Origin of the sequence: Pseudomonas sp. TWR2-1-1, assembly GCF_049897045.1 — a bacterium.
In the GTDB taxonomy this organism is placed as follows: Bacteria; Pseudomonadota; Gammaproteobacteria; order Pseudomonadales; family Pseudomonadaceae; genus Aquipseudomonas; species Aquipseudomonas versuta.
In genome coordinates, this window is the sequence record NZ_JAFCVM010000003.1 from 267,479 (window position 1) to 283,928 (window position 16,450).

Here is a 16,450-nt window from a genome sequence, read left to right on the forward strand (position 1 = left end):
CCGACCATGAAACCGCTGCTGCTTACGTTATTGACTGCTGCATTGCTGAGCGCTGCGGCCGGGGCCAGTGCCCAGTCCCTGCGCATTGCTTACGCCGACCCGGTGTCGTCTCTGGACCCGCAATTGAACAACCACGCCGGGGACCGCTCCCTGGCACTGCATGTCTGGGAGTCGCTGCTGGAGCGGCATGACAACCAGACCTTGCCCGGCCTGGCGACAAGCTGGAAGACCCTGGATGACACCACCTGGGAGTTTTACTTGCGCAAAGACGTCAAGTGGCAGGACGGCCAGCCCCTGACCGCCGATGATCTGGTGTTCTCTCTGGAGCGGGCGCGTAACGTGCCGGGCAGCGTGGCGCCGTATTCCAGTTCACTGCGCACCATCGCCTCGGTCAGTGCCCCGGACCCGTATACCTTGCGGGTCAAGACCACAGAGCCCAATACGTTGTTGCTGCAAAACATCGATTCGATCTACATCGTCAGTCGCCATGTGGGAGAACACTCCAGTACCGAGGATTACAACAGCGGCAAAGCCGTGATCGGTACCGGGCCCTATCGCCTGGTGTCCAATGCCCAGGGTGATCGCAGCCTGTTTGAGCGCAACCCTGATTACTGGGGCAAGCCGCCGGTGTGGGATCAGGTGGATTACCGCTATATCGCCAACCCGGCCAGCCGTACCGCAGCCTTGCTGGCGGGGGATGTGGACGTGATCGACAAGGTCTCGCCCGCGGATGTGAAAAAGCTCGGAGCCACTCCCGGCGTCAGCCTGTTTGCCTACCCGGGCCTGCGCGCATTGCTGATCCAGCCGAGCTTTCGTGAAGGCCCCAACGAGTTCATTCGCGACAACCAGGGCCGGCCACTGGCCGAAAACCCGTTGCGCGATGTGCGGGTGCGTCAGGCGCTGTCTCTGGCAATCAACCGCAAGGCGATTGTTGAACGCATCCTGCAGAACACCGTGACCGAGGCCAACCAATGGATGCCGGCCAATACTTTTGGCTACAACCCGCAGGTGAAAAATATTGCCAACGACCCGGCGCAGGCGAAAAAACTGCTGGCCGAGGCCGGGTACCCCGATGGCTTTCAATTGACCGTACACGTGCCCGGCGACCGCTACCCGCTGGCCCCGGAAACCCTGCAGGCGGTGGCGCAGTTCTGGGCCCGGATCGGGGTCAAGGTGGATCTGCAAGTGGTGCCATGGTCGGTGTATGCCAGCCGCGCCAACAAGAACGAGTACGCGGTTACGGTGATTGCCTGGGGCAATGGCACGGGTGAGGCCAGTTACGGGCTGACCAATGTGCTGGCCAGTGCGGATGCCGGCAAAGGCCTGGGCTCATCGAACTGGGGGCGTTACAGCAATCCGTTGGTGGACCAGGCGCTGGAGCAGGCTTCGTCAGAGTTCGACGATGGCAAGCGCGAGGCGATCCTGCGTCATTCGGTGACGCTGGTGACGGACGATGTGGGCGTGTTGCCGCTGTTCCATTACCAGAATATCTGGGCGGCGCGCAAAGGGTTGCGAGTCGATCCGCTGCTCAGCGACCGCACCACGGCGATGATGGTCAGCGAGGAAAAAAAGTAATGGCGACGCTGCACATTACCCCTGCCGATGGCCTGCTGGACGAGCCGCGGCAGATCGTGGTCGAGGGGCTGGCAGCGGGGCAGCAGGTGACCCTGAGCAGCCAGACCCGACGTGGCGGCGAGCACCTGTGGCGCAGTTCGGCGACGTTTGTCGCCGACGCCCGGGGCCGGGTTGATCTTGAACAGGATGCGCCGCTAGCGGGTGATTACAGCGGGGTTTCGGCCATGGGCCTGCTGTGGAGCCAGCGTGCCGGGCAAGGGCGCAGCACTGCGGTATTCAACGATTCAGTGGTGCAACCGTTGCTGACCGAGATACGCCTTGAAGGCAGCGACCAGATGCAGACCCTGATCCAGCGCCTGGCGGGCGAAGGTGTCAGCCGTCGCGAGATTCGAGAGAACGGCCTGGTGGGCACCCTGTTTGTGCCCGCAGGCCCTGGCCCGCACCCGGCGGTGATGGTGCTCAACGGCTCCGGCGGCGGGATCAACGAAGCCCGTGCTGCGCTCTATGCCTCGCGGGGTTACAGCGCACTGGCGCTGGGTTATTTCAAGGCGCCGGGGCTGTCGGATTACATCTCCAACACTCCGCTGGAATATTTCGAGCAAGGCCTGGCATGGATGCGCCGCGAACTGGCGCCGGCCGATGGCTTTATCGCCCTCAGTGGCCAGTCCCGGGGAGGCGAGCTGGTGCTGTTGCTGGGTAGCCTGTTTCCCCGCTCGGTGGCTGCGGTAATCGGCTACGTGCCCAGCGCGCTGGTGCATGGGGGCCAGGCAGCGGCGGACCCGGCGGTGGGGCGCGATGGCCCGGCCTGGTTGTACCGTGGCCAGCCGCTGGTGCATGTGTGGAACAACAATCGTCACGCCAGCTGGGCGGCCCGGGATGCCGGGTTGCGCAATGCGCTGTCGATCAGCACTGCGCTGCAAGACGCGCAAGCGGTGGAGCGGGCGCGCATTGCCGTGGAGCAGATTCGTGGCCCGGTACTGCTGCTGACGGCGGGGGATGATGCGGCCTGGCCGTCCAGCCGTTTCGGGCAGATGGTCTGTGAGCGTCTGCAGTCCTCGCGACACCCGTGGCCGGTGGCGCAACACGATTACCCGCTGGCCGGGCACAGCATTTTGTTGCCTTTCATACCTGCGACCTATAGCGACGACGGTGAGCCGGCAGCCAATGCCCGGGCCAATCAACAGTCGTGGCAAGCCGTCAGGGAATTTTTGCAGAACGCCGTGGCAGCACGCCGGGCGCAGACCAAGGAGTTGCAATGAACAGTCCTGCCATACCCGATCTGCTGGATCGGCTGTTACTCGACGCCGGGGGGCCGGTGCAACAATTGCGACAGGCACGGGCCAAGGTGGTGAGTGCCACCCAGGGCAGCTATGAGACGCTGTTCGACCCTGACCTGCCCGGCAACCTCAGCCCTGAAGAACGGCTGCTGGTGGCCTGGTACGCCTGCCTGCTGACCCCGCACGGGCCATTGGCGGCCCATTATCGCGAGCTGTTGCACCTGGAGCCCCGGGTATTGGCGGCGGTTGAAGAGGATGCGCTGCACACACTGGGGCAACCTCGGCTGGAGGCGATCCTGGGGTTTACCCGCACCTTGGTGCTGGACCCGGTTGCAGGTGATCGCGCAGCCCTTGAGCAACTGTTGGCGGCGGGGCTGGCACCGGTGGATGTGGTCACGCTGGGGCAGCTGATCGCCTTTATTTCCTATCAAGTGCGTCTGGCTGCAGGCCTGAGTGCGCTGCAGGCACTGGGGGCGGCGCAATGAGTGAATTTCTGGATATTCAAGGCTTCACCAGCCGCAGCCTGGGCTGGAAGGCCTGGCTGCCGACCCTCGATGTGGCGCAGGCCACGGCCGAGCAGCAAGCGGTACTGGAAGAGAGCCATCCCCAGGCCAAAGTCTCGGACTATTACCTGACCCTGATCCATCAGCCTGAAGTGCTGCGCCAGCGCTCGCTGGCGTTCAACGCGATCATGTATGCCCCGGGCGGCCTGTCCCGTGCCGAACGCGAACTGGCCAGTGCAGTGGTGTCGCGGATCAACCGGTGCGTGTACTGCGCCTCGGTGCATGCCCAGCGTTTCGAGCAGTTGGCCAAGCGCAATGATGCAATCGCCCAGGTCTTTGCCGACCCCCACAGTGCCGGCACCACCCCCCGGGAGCGGGCGATTGTGCAGTTCGCCATCGACCTGACCCTGAACCCGGGTCAACTGCGTCCCGAGTTATTGCAAGGCTTGCGCGAACAGGGGCTGGACGACGGCGAGATTCTTGACCTGATCCACGCCATTGCGATCTTCGCCTGGGCCAATCGCTTGATGCTCAACCTTGGGGAGCCGGTGGGGCTGTAAGGGTACAGAATCTGTAGGAGCGAGCTTGCTCGCGAGCTCTTTATTGCTGCTTTGAAATGCTCGCGAGCAAGCTCGCTCCTACAGGAAGGGGGTTGTCGGGGATTTATTGTAGGAGCTGGCTTGCCAGCGATGGCGGTGAACCAGAATGGGCATCGGTTCAGACACTCCGCCATCGCGAGACAAGCTCGCTCCTACACGGGGGCGGGGTTGTCGGGGGATTCTTTTCTCGTGCAAACATCGATTGTGGGAGCGAGCTTTTCAGCTCTTGCAGCTTTGCCATTTTCAGTGCACTTGAAAATCACATAGAGCGAGGCTTTATTCCGCCTAAGGTCATGCCAATAAGTTATTGCCTGACTCTTCTGCGCCTCGGCGCATGCCCAGCGTTTAGAATCAATTCGTTAGCGGGGATTAGCTAGCAAATCAAAGGCATGCGAATGATCGAAACGCGCAACGGAAATCTCGTCTCGGAACTCATGCAGGTAGACGTATGGCAGATCACTCGAAGCGAGTGGCTGGCCGCAGGGACTAAAGCTTGTGCTTATCCACTACGTAAATAGAGACAACCCCATTCTGCCTATCAAAAATATAAGCAGAATCAGGAAAAATATCCTGATAAAGCCACTTCCGTAACGGAGTGCCAAGAAAACCCCGGTAAGAGAACCTGCCATATTGCACAGAGCAACTATACCGCCGATAGTCCATAAGACGTTGCCAGACGGAACAAAAAACATAAGCGCTGCGCTAAACGTACCCAAATTAACCAGTTTTGCAGAGGCTGATGCGTTTAAAAAATCGAAGCCAAAAAATTTGACAAATATAAAAAGCAGAAGGCTACCGCTACCAGGGCCAAAGACACCATCATAGAAACCAATGAGGCCACCAAAAAATACTCCTAATATAATCTCCTTTGATCCGCAATGTTTATTAGAAGCCACCAAGCCTAATTTTTTTTCCGTGAACGTATAAATGGCCATGGCTATCAGAATGAAAAAAACAACAAACTCCATCAGTTTTTTTGGCACGATAGATACTGAGAAGGCACCAAGAAAAGCAAATAAAAATGCGGAAAGCATGGTGGGAAGCATTAACTTCCACAAGATTTTTATTCGCTTTACATAGCTGAATATCGAAGATAAGTTGCCCGCCAAAACAGCAAGTTTATTAGTCCCAAAAACAGTAGCTAGACTTTGCTGAGGGAGGGCATGTAAAAGTGCCGGCAGTTGTACAAGCCCGCCACCACCGACTGCAGCATCTATTAAGCCACCGCAAAAGGCAAAAAAACCTAGCGCGATCAAGGTTTGTTCAAGATCCATATAATGGATCCTTTTGTAACTTGAATTTCCAACAAAAAACCATGACATTTCTCTTGGTTTGAGCTCTACGTTTTTCGAAATACACCGATTGGCCTATGGCTGGTTTGAAGAAAGATAATCGGTATGTCCCTCTGGCTATAGAACCCTGGCGCTATGAGGTCAGGGCTTGGTGCATCGCCGCAAAAGCGTTTCCTACTCTTTCATTGTAATTGAGCATAATGCTTTTCAGTCGACCCAGCTTGAAAGTTATATTAAAAGATTTCAGAACAACCGAGTCTACTGTTGGTTTTTCAAAAAAAACTCGAAAGGCATTTTCACATTGGAACTGAGCTTCTTGCGTAATCGGGTGATTAAGCACCTCAAACATCGCATCCTGAAGCTCGGATATTTGCATGATATGCGCTAATACAGGCTGTCTCCGGTCATTTTCTAATATAACCCGGCCGGGGTTTTTTAAATTTCGTACATGCTTTGGTAGAGCCTCAATGAAAATCTCACCAAACTCTTGTATGGACTTGTACTCAAACGTGTCGTAACGAATTTGCGACGATGCTGAGCTCATGATTTGCCTTTCTCCATAAAGACCCGTCGGATTATCTAGTTGAAATGCACTGGATGAAATCAGAGTGTAAAAATTAAACGAGTTGAATGCTTGCAACAAGTGATTTATAGTGATCCCATCATTCACTTTTAGTGAGCAATGACATGGAGTTGTCTCAGTTAGCGATGTTCAAAACAGTGGCCGATCAAGGAAGCATTATCCGCGCCTCTGAACTGTTACACTGTGTTCCTTCAAACATCACAAACAGAATCAAGCATTTAGAAAGGGAACTCGGAGTCTCGTTATTTATAAGGAAAGGCCGGGGGCTTGTCATCAGCCCTTCCGGTCGGTTGTTTCTTGGCTACGTTAACAAGATCCTGTCTTTGTGTGAGGAGTCACAAAGAGCCCTCGATCCCGCCGCAGCGCCGTCGGGAAACTTGAAAATTGGCGCTATAGAGTCATCCGCCACAGGCAGGTTGCCCAAGCTTTTATCAAAGTTTCATCAGCGCTATCCTTCTGTACAAATGCAGTTTAGTACGGGGGAATGGTCGCAATTATCAAACGATGTGGTCAGCCATGAACTGGATGGAGCAATTATCGCTGTCAGGCCTGAGCACCCGGATCTTGAAATTATTGAGATTTACAAGGAGGAGTTGGTATTGGTCGCCTCTGCGGCTGCTGGGCGGATACATGAGCCGCAGGATTTGAGTGGCACTGATATATTCATGTGGCCTGAAGGATGCCCTTACAGGAAGACGTTGGTAGGTTGGCTGGAGAGGCATGAAGTATCAATCCCCATAACAAGCATAGCCAGTTATGGCACAATCCTGGGTTGCGTAAGTGCCGGAGCAGGCGTGTCGTTAGTTCCGAAAGGTTTGTTTGAGCAGTTCGGGCGGATCGGAAGTATAAGTGAATATATGTTCGAAGATTTACTGCCTGTGCAAAATTATTTCATATCGAACAAAAACGTTGAGTTTCATCGTGCAAAAGATAAGTTTTCCGAGCTGCTGAAAGAAGAATTTAAACACCTGTAATGCTGTTTATAAAAAATGGCTTTTTGACTATGTTTCGGTAATGGTAGTGGCGTTGCAATCGCCCTGACCCTGGCTCAACTGCTCCCCGAGTTATTGCAGGGCTTGCGCGAACAGGGGCTGGACGACGGCGAGATTCTTGACCTGATCCACGCCATTGCGATCTTCGCCTGGGCCAATCGCTTGATGCTCAACCTTGGGGAGCCGGTGGGGCTGTAAGGGTACAGAATCTGTAGGAGCGAGCTTGCTCGCGAGCTCTTTATTGCTGCTTTGAAAAACTCGCGAGCAAGCTCGCTCCTACAGGGAGAGGGTTGTCGGGGATTTATTGTAGGAGCTGACTTGCCAGCGATGGCGGTGATCCAGAATGGGCATCGGTTCAGACACTCCGCCATCGCGAGACAAGCTCGCTCCTACACGGGGGTGGGGTTGTCGGGGGATTCTTTTCTCGTGCAAACATCGATTGTGGGAGCGAGCTTGCCTCGCGAGCTTTTCTGCTCCTGCAGCTTTGCCAATTTCAATGCACTTTAAAATCGTAAACCCTGAGACTTTTTTACACCTAAGGTAATGCGAATAAGTTATTGGCTGACTCTTTTTAAGATCGTTTAGCTTTAAGTCATCGCCGGTCAAACATCGGTAAAACGTCTTTTAGCTGATTCATAGGGGAGTGAGCCATGCCGCATACACGGGACATTACCGCCTTGCCGATTCTGGATCTGTCTTTGCTGGACGGGACCGCGATCCAGCGTCAGGGGTTTCTTGACGATCTGCGCCATGCCGCCCGGGATGTGGGTTTTTTCTATTTGACCGGGCACGGTATTGATAGCGAATTGTTGCAGCAGGTACAGGCCGGTGCCAGGCAGTTCTTTGCCCTGCCGGACAGCGAAAAAGCCGCGGTCGGCATGATTAATTCACCGCACTTTCGCGGTTACAACCGTGCCGCTTCCGAGATCACCCGGGGCCAGCCCGATCTGCGCGAACAGTTCGATCTGGGCGCCGAAAGAGCGGTGTTGCCCATCGATGACAACAGCCCCTGGTGGGCGCGCCTGCAAGGCCCCAATCAATGGCCGGCGGCACTGCCTGAATTGAAACCCTTGCTGCTTGACTGGCAACAAGCCATGACTGGCATGTCTCTGCGGCTGTTGCGGGCTTTCGCTGAGGCGTTGTCGCTGCCCCAGGAGGCTTTCGATCGGCTGTACGGCGACCAGCCCAATGAGCACATCAAGTTGATGCGTTATCCGGGGCAGGCGCCGCAGCAGAGTAATCAGGGGGTGGGCGCGCACAAGGATTCGGGCTTTCTGAGCTTTCTGTTGCAAGACCGCCAGGCGGGTCTGCAAGTCGAGATTGAAGAGGGGCGCTGGATCGATGCGCTGCCGCTGGAGAACACGCTGGTGGTGAACATCGGTGAACTGCTGGAACTGGCCACCAACGGTTATCTGCGCGCCACGGTGCACCGGGTGCTGTCACCGCAGGCGGGTAATGAGCGGCTGTCGATTGCGTTTTTCCTCGGCGCGCAGCTGGATGCCGTGGTGCCGCTGTACCCCTTGCCGACGGCATTGCTGCGTGAAGCGCGGGGCCCGGCCAGCGATCCGGATAACCCGTTGTTTCGTGATGTGGGCTGGAACTATCTCAAAGGCCGCCTGCGCTCGCACCCTGATGTTGCCCGGCGTTATTACGCCGATGCATTGATTCCCGACGCCCTGAGCGCTTGATAAAAGGACTGCCCCATGTTCAAAAAAACAGGCTTGACCCTGGCCGTGCTCGGCGCGTTGCTGACTTCTTTCAGTGCCCTGGCCCAGGAGCCATTAAGAGTGGCGGCGGACCCGGTGCCCCACGCGCAGATTCTGGCGTTTGTGCAAAAGATCGACCCGCAGTTGAATATCAAGGTGATCGAGATCCCCAATGGCGTGAACTCCAATGAGCTGCTGGCCCATGGTGATGTGGACGCCAATTACTTCCAGCATCTGCCGTATCTGAAAACTCAGGAGCAGGCGCTCGGGCAAAAATTTGTGGTGGCGGCCACTGTGCATATCGAGCCACTGGGGATTTATTCCCATCGTCACAAGACCTTCGCCGAAGTGCCGCAAAAAGCTACGGTCGCAGTGCCTAACAACGTCACCAACCTCAGTCGCTCGCTGTACCTGTTGCAGGACAACGGGCTGATCAAGCTCAAGCCCGGCTTCAATGACCCGGCCACCGATCAGGCAACCCCGAAGGACATTGCCGAAAACCCCAAACAACTGAAGATCCTCGAAATCGAATCACCGCAGATTCCCCGCGCTCTGGATGACGTGGACCTGGCGGTGATTAACGGCAACTACGCGCTGGAAGCAGGCCTGGTGCCGGCCAAGGATGCGCTGGGGCTGGAGAAGTCAGAGGGTAATCCGTACGCCAATATTCTGGTGACCCTCCCCAAGCTGCAGGATGACCCTCGCATCAGGCAACTGGCCAAAGACCTGACTTCCCCTGAGGTGGCCAAGTACATCACCGACAATTTCTCGGGTTCGGTGCTCCCGGTGACGGTCGCGGACAGCAAGCCATGATCGTCGTCGAGCAGTTGAGCAAAATCTACGGCCCGGGCCAGCCTCCGGCGCTGGACAAGGTGTCGCTGAGCATTGCCGATGGCGCTATTTTCGGGATTCTCGGACGCAGCGGGGCGGGCAAGTCGACGTTGCTGCGTTGTCTCAATCTGCTCGAACGACCCACCAGTGGGCGCATTCTGCTGGACGGTGCGGACCTCACAGCCCTGCCTGACAGTGAATTGCGCCGTCAGCGTCAGCGCATCGGGATGATTTTCCAGGGCTTCAACCTGCTGCACTCGCGCAATGTCTTCGACAACGTCGCCGTGCCCCTGGAAATTGCCCGGGTAAGCAAAGCACAGCGCCATAGCCGGGTCCGCGAGCTGCTGGATCTGGTGGGCCTGAGCGACAAGGCGCAGGCATTTCCGTCCCAGCTGTCCGGCGGGCAGAAACAGCGGGTGGGCATTGCCCGGGCTTTGGCAGCGCGTCCGGCTTATATCCTGTCGGACGAGGCCACCAGCGCCCTGGACCCGGAAACCACGGATTCGATTCTGCAATTGCTGCGCAATATCAATCGTCAACTGGGGGTGACCATCGTGTTGATTACCCACGAACTGGAGGTGGTCAAGGCCATTTGCGACAGCGCGGTGTCCCTGGCCGCCGGGCGCATTGTGGAGAGTGGCAGCCTGGTGCAGTTGCAGGCTGATCCGTCGTCAAAACTGGGGCGGTTGCTGGCGCCCGGTCTGCAAATGGTGAGGGCAGGATGAAAACGGACTGGCATGAAATTCTCCAACTGTTACTCAACGCCACCGGCGAAACCTTGTACATGGTGCTGCTGGCAGCAATCTTCACCGTACTGATCGGCCTGCCGGTCGGGGTGTTGCTGTTTATCAGCCGCCGCGACGGACTTTTCCCGTTGCCGCGAATCAACCGGGTGCTGGGGGCGGTGATCAACCTCGGGCGCTCACTGCCCTTTGTGGTGATGCTGATTGCCCTGATTCCGCTGACCCGGCTGCTGGTGGGTACCACTTTGGGCAGTACCGCCGCGGTAGTGCCGATCACCATTGGTGCCTTTCCTTTTTTTGCCCGGATTGTCGAGAACGCGCTGGACGAAGTAGACAAGGGCCGGATCGAAGCGATCCTGGCCATGGGCGGCCATATTGGTCATGTGATCTTCAAGGTGCTGCTCCCCGAAGCACTGCCGGCCTTGTTGGCGGGGCTGACATTGACGCTGGTGATGCTGATCGGGTTTTCATCCATGGCCGGGGTCATTGGCGGTGGCGGGCTGGGTGACCTGGCGATCCGTTATGGCTATCAGCGCTTCAATAATCAGGTGATGGTGGCCACGGTGGTGATGCTGGTGATTCTGGTGCAGAGCGTACAAAGCCTGGGCGACGGGCTGGTGCGTTCACTGGCCCATCGGCGCTGACGGGTTATTTGTTCTTTGCCAGGCTCGCGATGTGATGCAGGATCACGTCCAGCCGTACCTCTGAAGTCATGACTTTTGAGGGTTTGCGTTTTGGCCCGCTGGGCCGCGCATTACCAAGCAAGGAAGAAGGAAGCCGTTTTGATCATTAACCTGCGCGCTAAAAAAAATAATGTCTATGTGATTGGTTTATCGGCTTTGGCCCTCTGGATCGGGGGTTGCAGCAGTGAGAAGCCGGGCCTTGGGAAAACCTCCGAATTACCGCCCGCACCCGAGATCGCCTCGGGTTATCGAGCCGATATGGTGCCCGTGCATGCCACGCGCCACATGGCTGCGGCGGCTAACCCGCTGGCAACCGCTGCAGGCCAGCAGATGCTGCGCAAAGGCGGGTCTGCGATTGATGCCGCCATTGCCATGCAGGCCGTCCTGACGCTGGTAGAGCCGCAGGCAAGCGGCATCGGTGGCGGTGCTTTCATCATGTACTGGGACGGACACAAGGTGCAGGCCTTTGATGGTCGGGAAACAGCACCGGCAGGGGCCGACAAACGCATGTTCCTGGATGCAGCCGGCAAGCCGGTTGCCTTTACCGATGCTCAGATAGGCGGGCTTTCGGTGGGGGTGCCCGGTGTGCTCAGGGCGCTGCAAATGGCCCATGAACAACACGGCAAACTGCCGTGGAATGAACTGTTTGAACCCGCCATTCGGTTGTCCAGTGAAGGTTTTCCGGTGTCTGCACGACTGCACTCGCAGATCGTGGCAGACAAATTCATTGCACAGTCGCCGGCCCTGGCCATATACCTGCTCACAGAGCAGGGCCAGCCCTTGCCGGTTGGCACAGTGCTGAAGAACCCGGAGCTGGCCCAAACCCTTCAGGCCATTGCCGACCGGGGCGTGGAGGCGTTCTACCAGGGCGCCATCGCGCAGGCGATGGTTGAGCAGGTCAATTCCCATCCCAATCCGGGTTCGTTGTCTTTGGCCGATATCAACGGTTACCGGGCCAAAGAGCGTCACCCGGTGTGTGGTGATTACAAGCAGTGGCGCGTGTGTGGCATGCCGCCGCCTTCTTCAGGGGGCGTCGCGGTACTCCAGACATTGGGGATTCTGGATGCCTTGCAACGCAAATCTGCCGCGCTGGATCTGGCCACCATGCCTCCTGTTGGCCTGCAGCCCTCGGCCACTGCGGTGCACCTGATGGCTGAAGCAGAGCGCCTGGCCTATGCCGACCGGGCGCTGTATCTGGCGGACAGCGACTTCGTCCCGGTGAATGTGAAAGGCCTGACCGATAAGAAATATCTGCAGAGCCGGGCGACCCTGATCGGGGAAAAAAGCATGGGCCGTGCGGATGCCGGAACGCCACCGGGGATCAACCTGGCCCTGGCACCTGATCGATCCCCGCTGCGGATTTCGACCTCGCAGATTGCCGCCGTCGATGATCAGGGGGGCGCGATCTCGATGACCACTTCGGTTGAGTCGGCATTTGGTTCACATGTGATGAGCAATGGTTTCATTCTCAACAACCAGCTAACCGACTTTTCCTTCATCCCGGATGAGAACGGTCAGCCGGTTGCCAACCGTATCGAGCCGGGCAAACGGCCCCGTTCTTCCATGGCCCCGACCCTGGTATTTGATCGCAAGAGTGGCGAGCTGGTTGCCACTGTCGGCTCACCTGGGGGCTCGCAGATCATTGAATACGTAAACAAGGCGGTGGTAGGGCTGCTGGACTGGAAACTCAACCCGCAGGACGCCATCGGCCTTCCCAATTTCGGCAGTCGCAATGTCGCGACAGAGGTCGAAGCCGGACGTGTCAGCCCGGCACTGGTGCAGGCGTTGAAAGACCGCGGGCACGAGGTGTCCGCGATCGAGATGACCAGTGGAACCCAGATTATTATTCGGGATAAAACCGGCTGGGCCGCCGGTGCCGATCCTCGGCGTGAAGGTACTGCATTGGGCGATTGAGGCTGGGCTGTATTCACCGCGCCATCGCACAAACCTGTTGCAGGAGCGGGCTTGCTCGCTCCTGCAGAGGCGGGGGGGTAGCTGCACTTGCCGGCGGTGTACTGGACTGTTGAGCGCAGCAACAAAGCCTGACCATTGGCTATCGGTGCAGGCGTATCTTTTGCCACGTGCGGTCGTTCATAAAAGTCCCGGTATCGCCTCGCATCGAAAACAGTGTTGCTCTATACAAAGAAGACACTCTGGAACACTGCAGACCGCGTAACTTGTGATAAGCCCAGCTCCAGCCACGTCTCGATACTTTTTTCATGAGTATGCCTTTGGGGTCGAGCGTGTATTGAACAGATCATTTATTGAACTGTAGGCGTCATTGTTGAGTGGTGGGCTGGCGGCGGGTGTCATGAGATCATCCATTAATAGATTTATCCATTTTCTTTATAACTAAAAAGTTGCAATGAACACAATCGAGACGGCTTTAAGTGCCTGATAGGCAAGTTTGCAGGCTTGATGGTTTTGTCCATGTGTATGAAAAGGGTCTTTGGGGTGTGACTAAGTTTAGGTGTTGGCTGTTTTTAACTTTTTAGTTGTAGAAGTCGGTTCTTTCCAGTGTGAGTTTCTCGGCACGGGAAATAACCAGTAGTTGATGATAGTGCCAAAGTGGGTGGCATGTAACAGGCATTGACGCTTTTATTTGTGTTTTTCTTGCGAGTTGACGGGTGTCTGGCGCCATAGAACCGGCTTGTCGATATTCGGCAATCCGGCGTTAGCCTTATATAGCGCGGGGAATTCTCCTTTGAGCGGTTTGGCGTTGACAGAATACCGGCGCCATTAGGCTGACTTTTAGCCGTTTTAAACTTGGAATTTGTTTTATATGGCTTTTCTTTTGCTTTTTTTTTTTATAAATTAGCGTTCTTGACGCCTTGCATTGCCTGGACTAGTGATTCTTCAAGAGGATGGCTGAATCGTTTCCTGCGGGCCTGACTACCCGTTAGCCATGAAAAACAGTTGGTCAGCAGTGTGTCTCGCCCTGTGCCATCTCCTCTGGCGCCCAAGAACTTTCGGTGTCGACTGTGTTTTATGTTCAGGGGCGGGAATCGGTGGCGGCGGGTGTGTTGGTTTAATTATGTTCCGGTGCCCGTCACTCTATCGGCCAATGTTATTAAAGTTTGTCGTCTCGGGTTTTAAGTTGCTCCTCGCTTTAAAAGATTGTTCACACGTCACACATGGAAGGGCGTAGAAAGTATGGAACGCGGACATTGTGTACAAGTTATTGCCGTCACAAGCGGTAAGGGTGGCGTCGGCAAGACAGTTGTTGCTATCAATCTTTCATTGGCGTTGGCGGAACTCGGGAAACGGGTTGTATTGCTGGAAGCTGATCTTGGGTTATCAAATATAGCTGTTCTGCTGGGGCTGACCCCGCAGTACACACTGGCTGATCTGATTGAGGGTCGCTGTGAATTATCCGATGTACTGATACGCGGGCCCGGCGGGGTCATTATTGCCCATGCGGCATCGGGTATACCAAACCTGGCTTATTTGTCGCCGGCTCAGTATGCCGGCTTGATCAATGTATTCAGAGACATAGCGGATACACTCGATGTCTTGGTGATTGATACAGCGTCGGGGATCGGTGAGTCGGTCGTCAGTTTTGTTCGGGCGGCCCAGGAAGTGTTGCTGGTGGTGTGTGACGAACCGGCCTCAATCATCGATGCCTATGCGCTGATCAAACTGCTTAATCGTGATTACGGTATCAGCCGTTTTCGGGTGCTGGCCAGCATGCTGCACAACCCTCTGGATGGCCAACGGCTGTACGCCAAGTTGATCAAGCTTACGGATAACTTTCTGAATGTCACTTTGCAGTATGCGGGGGCGATTCCTTACGATCAGGATATGCGCACGGCGGCACTTCAACAACGCGCAGTCTACCGAAGTTTTCCTCGCTCCAAGAGCGCAAAAGCATTCAGGACCCTCGCAAAAAATATTGGCACCTGGCCAATGCCGAGTAGTCCCAGAGGGCATATAGAGTTTTTTATCGAGGGATTGATTAATAACTCGAGAAGATGAAGTTGCTCTTGGGCAGGCGAGGGGTCTACAGGGGGGCTGTCAAACCGCCCCGGGTCGTCTGCACAGCGAGTGTCGGCAACAAGGTTGCACAATCGCCTTCATTAATAACCCATGATTTTTCCCAGTACTTATTCAGAGAGTATCCGCCCATGTCCAAAATCGCCCAATACCGAGAACTCGAGCGTCTGATCGCCGAACAGCAGCACGTCCTGGAAACCCTCAAAAATGACAAGTCCTTCCAGGCCGAGTCCGAGTTCGAAGACAAACTGCGCTCGCTTATGAGTGAGTACGATGTAGGCCTGCCTCAGATCGTCGCTCTGCTCGGGCCGCACGTGTCTGCCGGCACTGCCCAGAAAGTGGCCGGTCGCAAGGGGCAGCGGGCTCCCAGGGCTCTTAAGCGCTATCTGAACCCGCACACCAACGAAGTCGTCGAGACCAAGGGCAGCAATCACAAGACGCTTAAAGCCTGGAGACAGGAACACGGGTCGGCGCAGGTTCAGAGCTGGGTGATGGCGTAAGCCCTTGAAGCTATCGAGGTAAAGGGAGTTGCGGCTTCACTGACCTCGTTAGCACTCTTGACCCTACAGGGCGCTGGATCGGTAAAATCCCCTGACCCGATGCCGTTACATTCAGCAGGCACCAGGCTTACTGGGTGATTCACCGCCATCGCTGGCAAGCCAGCTCCCACCCATATATGGTCAACTTTGCCACAGCAGTGCCTGCCTCCTGGATATCCCTTGTCGCGCGAGATCAAATGTTATGAGCCGCTATGCAACGCTGCTGCTTATGGTTTGCTTCACAGCTAAAGCTCAAGCCGCAACAATCGACTTGTCGCCACGGTGTGACTTTGACCGAGTTAGCCTTGTTTTGCTGGACCATGATGCGGCTGACCCCAACCTGATTGCACTAGATGTCGAGCTTGCCCCTGCGGCCCGCAAGCGCATGTTTGAAATCACGCGTGACTCCATTCAGGGAAACCTGAAGGTGACCATAAATGGTCTGCAGGTCGCTGATGTGAGGGTGATTAACGCAATAGAGACCCCAAGCATACGTTTCAGTCTGGGGAGGGAGGTCTCTGAGAAAGTGGTATCGATTTTTCTTTCATCGCCAGCCGTTGATAAATGCAGCACTGAGAAAATCAGTGGCCTCCTGTAATTACGCAGCAGTGATCATGATTTACTACTTTGGGTGATAACCCCCTCGCCGATCACCTTGCTCGTAAAGCTCGGCCCATAGCAGCATCTGCGTAGAGGCAGGCTGCGAAGTGGCCAGTAATAAGATGATGTTGGTGAGTCTCGGGTTTTGAAAGTGTCACGCACGGAAGTTCCAGACCACCTCTACAATGCGTCCGGCCACCAGCACATAGGCTAGAAAAAGTACTATTTGCAGCGCCGTGTGATAGCGAAGTTTTGCCAACTTGCGCAGGCCATCGCAGACATTGAGCAGGGTCAGTAGTGCGGAGATGGCAATGATGCCCCAGCCCGCCAGGTTGCTCGCGGTCAGGTCGAAAAATACCTGACGTCCGTTTTTCAGCGCGTTGGTCCCGGCCGCAAACAATAACGCGCAGACGAGCAGGTTTTTGATGTTGTCGAATATCTTTGTGCTGATGTCGTTGTCGAGCAGGCACAGAAATCTTTGCCAAAATTTGTGCATTGGTCTCTCACTCATGTTGAGTTGAAGGGATAAAGCCG

At 56.1% G+C, this 16,450-nt stretch carries 16 protein-coding genes and 1 pseudogene; 14 read left to right on the top strand and 3 right to left on the bottom strand.

Annotation, left to right across the window (positions count from 1 at the left end; translation table 11 throughout):
• Positions 1 to 6 precede the first annotated feature (6 nt).
• From ACP7BO_RS09375 to ACP7BO_RS09390, 4 genes are read left to right on the top strand one after another with little or no spacing between them, the layout of a single operon-like run.
• Complete coding sequence (locus tag ACP7BO_RS09375) at positions 7 to 1,575, top strand: ABC transporter substrate-binding protein (RefSeq protein WP_426209848.1); 1,569 nt, start codon at positions 7 to 9, stop codon at positions 1,573 to 1,575.
• The gene (locus ACP7BO_RS09380) at positions 1,575 to 2,834 is read left to right on the top strand and encodes an acyl-CoA thioesterase/BAAT N-terminal domain-containing protein (RefSeq protein WP_426209850.1); all 1,260 of its coding nucleotides are present in this window, start codon (positions 1,575 to 1,577) and stop codon (positions 2,832 to 2,834) included. The genes ACP7BO_RS09375 and ACP7BO_RS09380 overlap by 1 nt, the downstream gene beginning before the upstream one ends.
• Complete coding sequence (locus ACP7BO_RS09385; protein ID WP_060692779.1) at positions 2,831 to 3,337, top strand: CMD domain-containing protein; 507 nt, start codon at positions 2,831 to 2,833, stop codon at positions 3,335 to 3,337. The genes ACP7BO_RS09380 and ACP7BO_RS09385 overlap by 4 nt, the downstream gene beginning before the upstream one ends.
• A complete protein-coding gene (locus ACP7BO_RS09390) occupies positions 3,334 to 3,915 on the top strand; it encodes a peroxidase-related enzyme (protein ID WP_426209852.1) in 582 nt (193 codons plus the stop codon). Before ACP7BO_RS09385 ends, ACP7BO_RS09390 begins: the two co-directional genes overlap by 4 nt.
• Positions 3,916 to 4,460: 545 nt before the next feature.
• On the opposite strand, the gene ACP7BO_RS09395 is transcribed toward ACP7BO_RS09390, so the two are convergent.
• Together ACP7BO_RS09395 and ACP7BO_RS09400 are read right to left on the bottom strand one after the other, a co-directional pair.
• Complete coding sequence (locus ACP7BO_RS09395) at positions 4,461 to 5,228, bottom strand: sulfite exporter TauE/SafE family protein (RefSeq protein ID WP_426209854.1); 768 nt, start codon at positions 5,226 to 5,228, stop codon at positions 4,461 to 4,463.
• Positions 5,229 to 5,379: 151 nt separating this feature from the next.
• The gene (locus ACP7BO_RS09400; protein WP_426209856.1) at positions 5,380 to 5,790 is read right to left on the bottom strand and encodes a hypothetical protein; all 411 of its coding nucleotides are present in this window, start codon (positions 5,788 to 5,790) and stop codon (positions 5,380 to 5,382) included.
• 143 nt (positions 5,791 to 5,933) lie between these two features.
• Between ACP7BO_RS09400 and ACP7BO_RS09405 the strand changes: the two genes are divergently transcribed.
• From ACP7BO_RS09405 to ACP7BO_RS09450, 10 genes and pseudogenes are all read left to right on the top strand, one after another.
• Entirely contained in the window at positions 5,934 to 6,803 is an 870-nt protein-coding gene (locus ACP7BO_RS09405) for a LysR family transcriptional regulator (RefSeq protein ID WP_426209858.1), read from the top strand.
• Between the two features lie 54 nt (positions 6,804 to 6,857).
• A pseudogene (locus ACP7BO_RS09410) lies at positions 6,858 to 7,019 on the top strand (peroxidase-related enzyme); the annotation flags it as partial.
• A 452-nt stretch (positions 7,020 to 7,471) separates the two neighbouring features.
• A complete protein-coding gene (locus ACP7BO_RS09415) occupies positions 7,472 to 8,509 on the top strand; it encodes an isopenicillin N synthase family dioxygenase (RefSeq protein WP_426209860.1) in 1,038 nt (345 codons plus the stop codon).
• 15 nt (positions 8,510 to 8,524) lie between these two features.
• On the top strand, positions 8,525 to 9,340 hold the full coding sequence (locus tag ACP7BO_RS09420) for a MetQ/NlpA family ABC transporter substrate-binding protein (RefSeq protein WP_397456912.1): 816 nt from the start codon (positions 8,525 to 8,527) through the stop codon (positions 9,338 to 9,340).
• Positions 9,337 to 10,083: a methionine ABC transporter ATP-binding protein gene (locus ACP7BO_RS09425; RefSeq protein WP_426209865.1), complete on the top strand. Its 747-nt coding sequence runs from the start codon at positions 9,337 to 9,339 to the stop codon at positions 10,081 to 10,083. The genes ACP7BO_RS09420 and ACP7BO_RS09425 overlap by 4 nt, the downstream gene beginning before the upstream one ends.
• The gene (locus tag ACP7BO_RS09430; RefSeq protein ID WP_426209867.1) at positions 10,080 to 10,745 is read left to right on the top strand and encodes a methionine ABC transporter permease; all 666 of its coding nucleotides are present in this window, start codon (positions 10,080 to 10,082) and stop codon (positions 10,743 to 10,745) included. The genes ACP7BO_RS09425 and ACP7BO_RS09430 overlap by 4 nt, the downstream gene beginning before the upstream one ends.
• Positions 10,746 to 10,883: 138 nt before the next feature.
• Complete coding sequence (gene ggt / locus ACP7BO_RS09435) at positions 10,884 to 12,698, top strand: gamma-glutamyltransferase (RefSeq protein WP_426209869.1); 1,815 nt, start codon at positions 10,884 to 10,886, stop codon at positions 12,696 to 12,698.
• A 1,239-nt stretch (positions 12,699 to 13,937) separates the two neighbouring features.
• Positions 13,938 to 14,759, top strand: coding sequence for a MinD/ParA family protein (locus ACP7BO_RS09440; RefSeq protein WP_397456908.1), 822 nt, complete (start codon positions 13,938 to 13,940; stop codon positions 14,757 to 14,759).
• A gap of 149 nt (positions 14,760 to 14,908) precedes the next feature.
• Positions 14,909 to 15,277, top strand: coding sequence for a histone-like nucleoid-structuring protein, MvaT/MvaU family (locus ACP7BO_RS09445; protein ID WP_426209871.1), 369 nt, complete (start codon positions 14,909 to 14,911; stop codon positions 15,275 to 15,277).
• Between the two features lie 241 nt (positions 15,278 to 15,518).
• Complete coding sequence (locus ACP7BO_RS09450; RefSeq protein ID WP_397456906.1) at positions 15,519 to 15,914, top strand: hypothetical protein; 396 nt, start codon at positions 15,519 to 15,521, stop codon at positions 15,912 to 15,914.
• Between the two features lie 156 nt (positions 15,915 to 16,070).
• On the opposite strand, the gene ACP7BO_RS09455 is transcribed toward ACP7BO_RS09450, so the two are convergent.
• A complete protein-coding gene (locus ACP7BO_RS09455; RefSeq protein WP_397456904.1) occupies positions 16,071 to 16,412 on the bottom strand; it encodes a hypothetical protein in 342 nt (113 codons plus the stop codon).
• Positions 16,413 to 16,450: the final 38 nt, after the last annotated feature.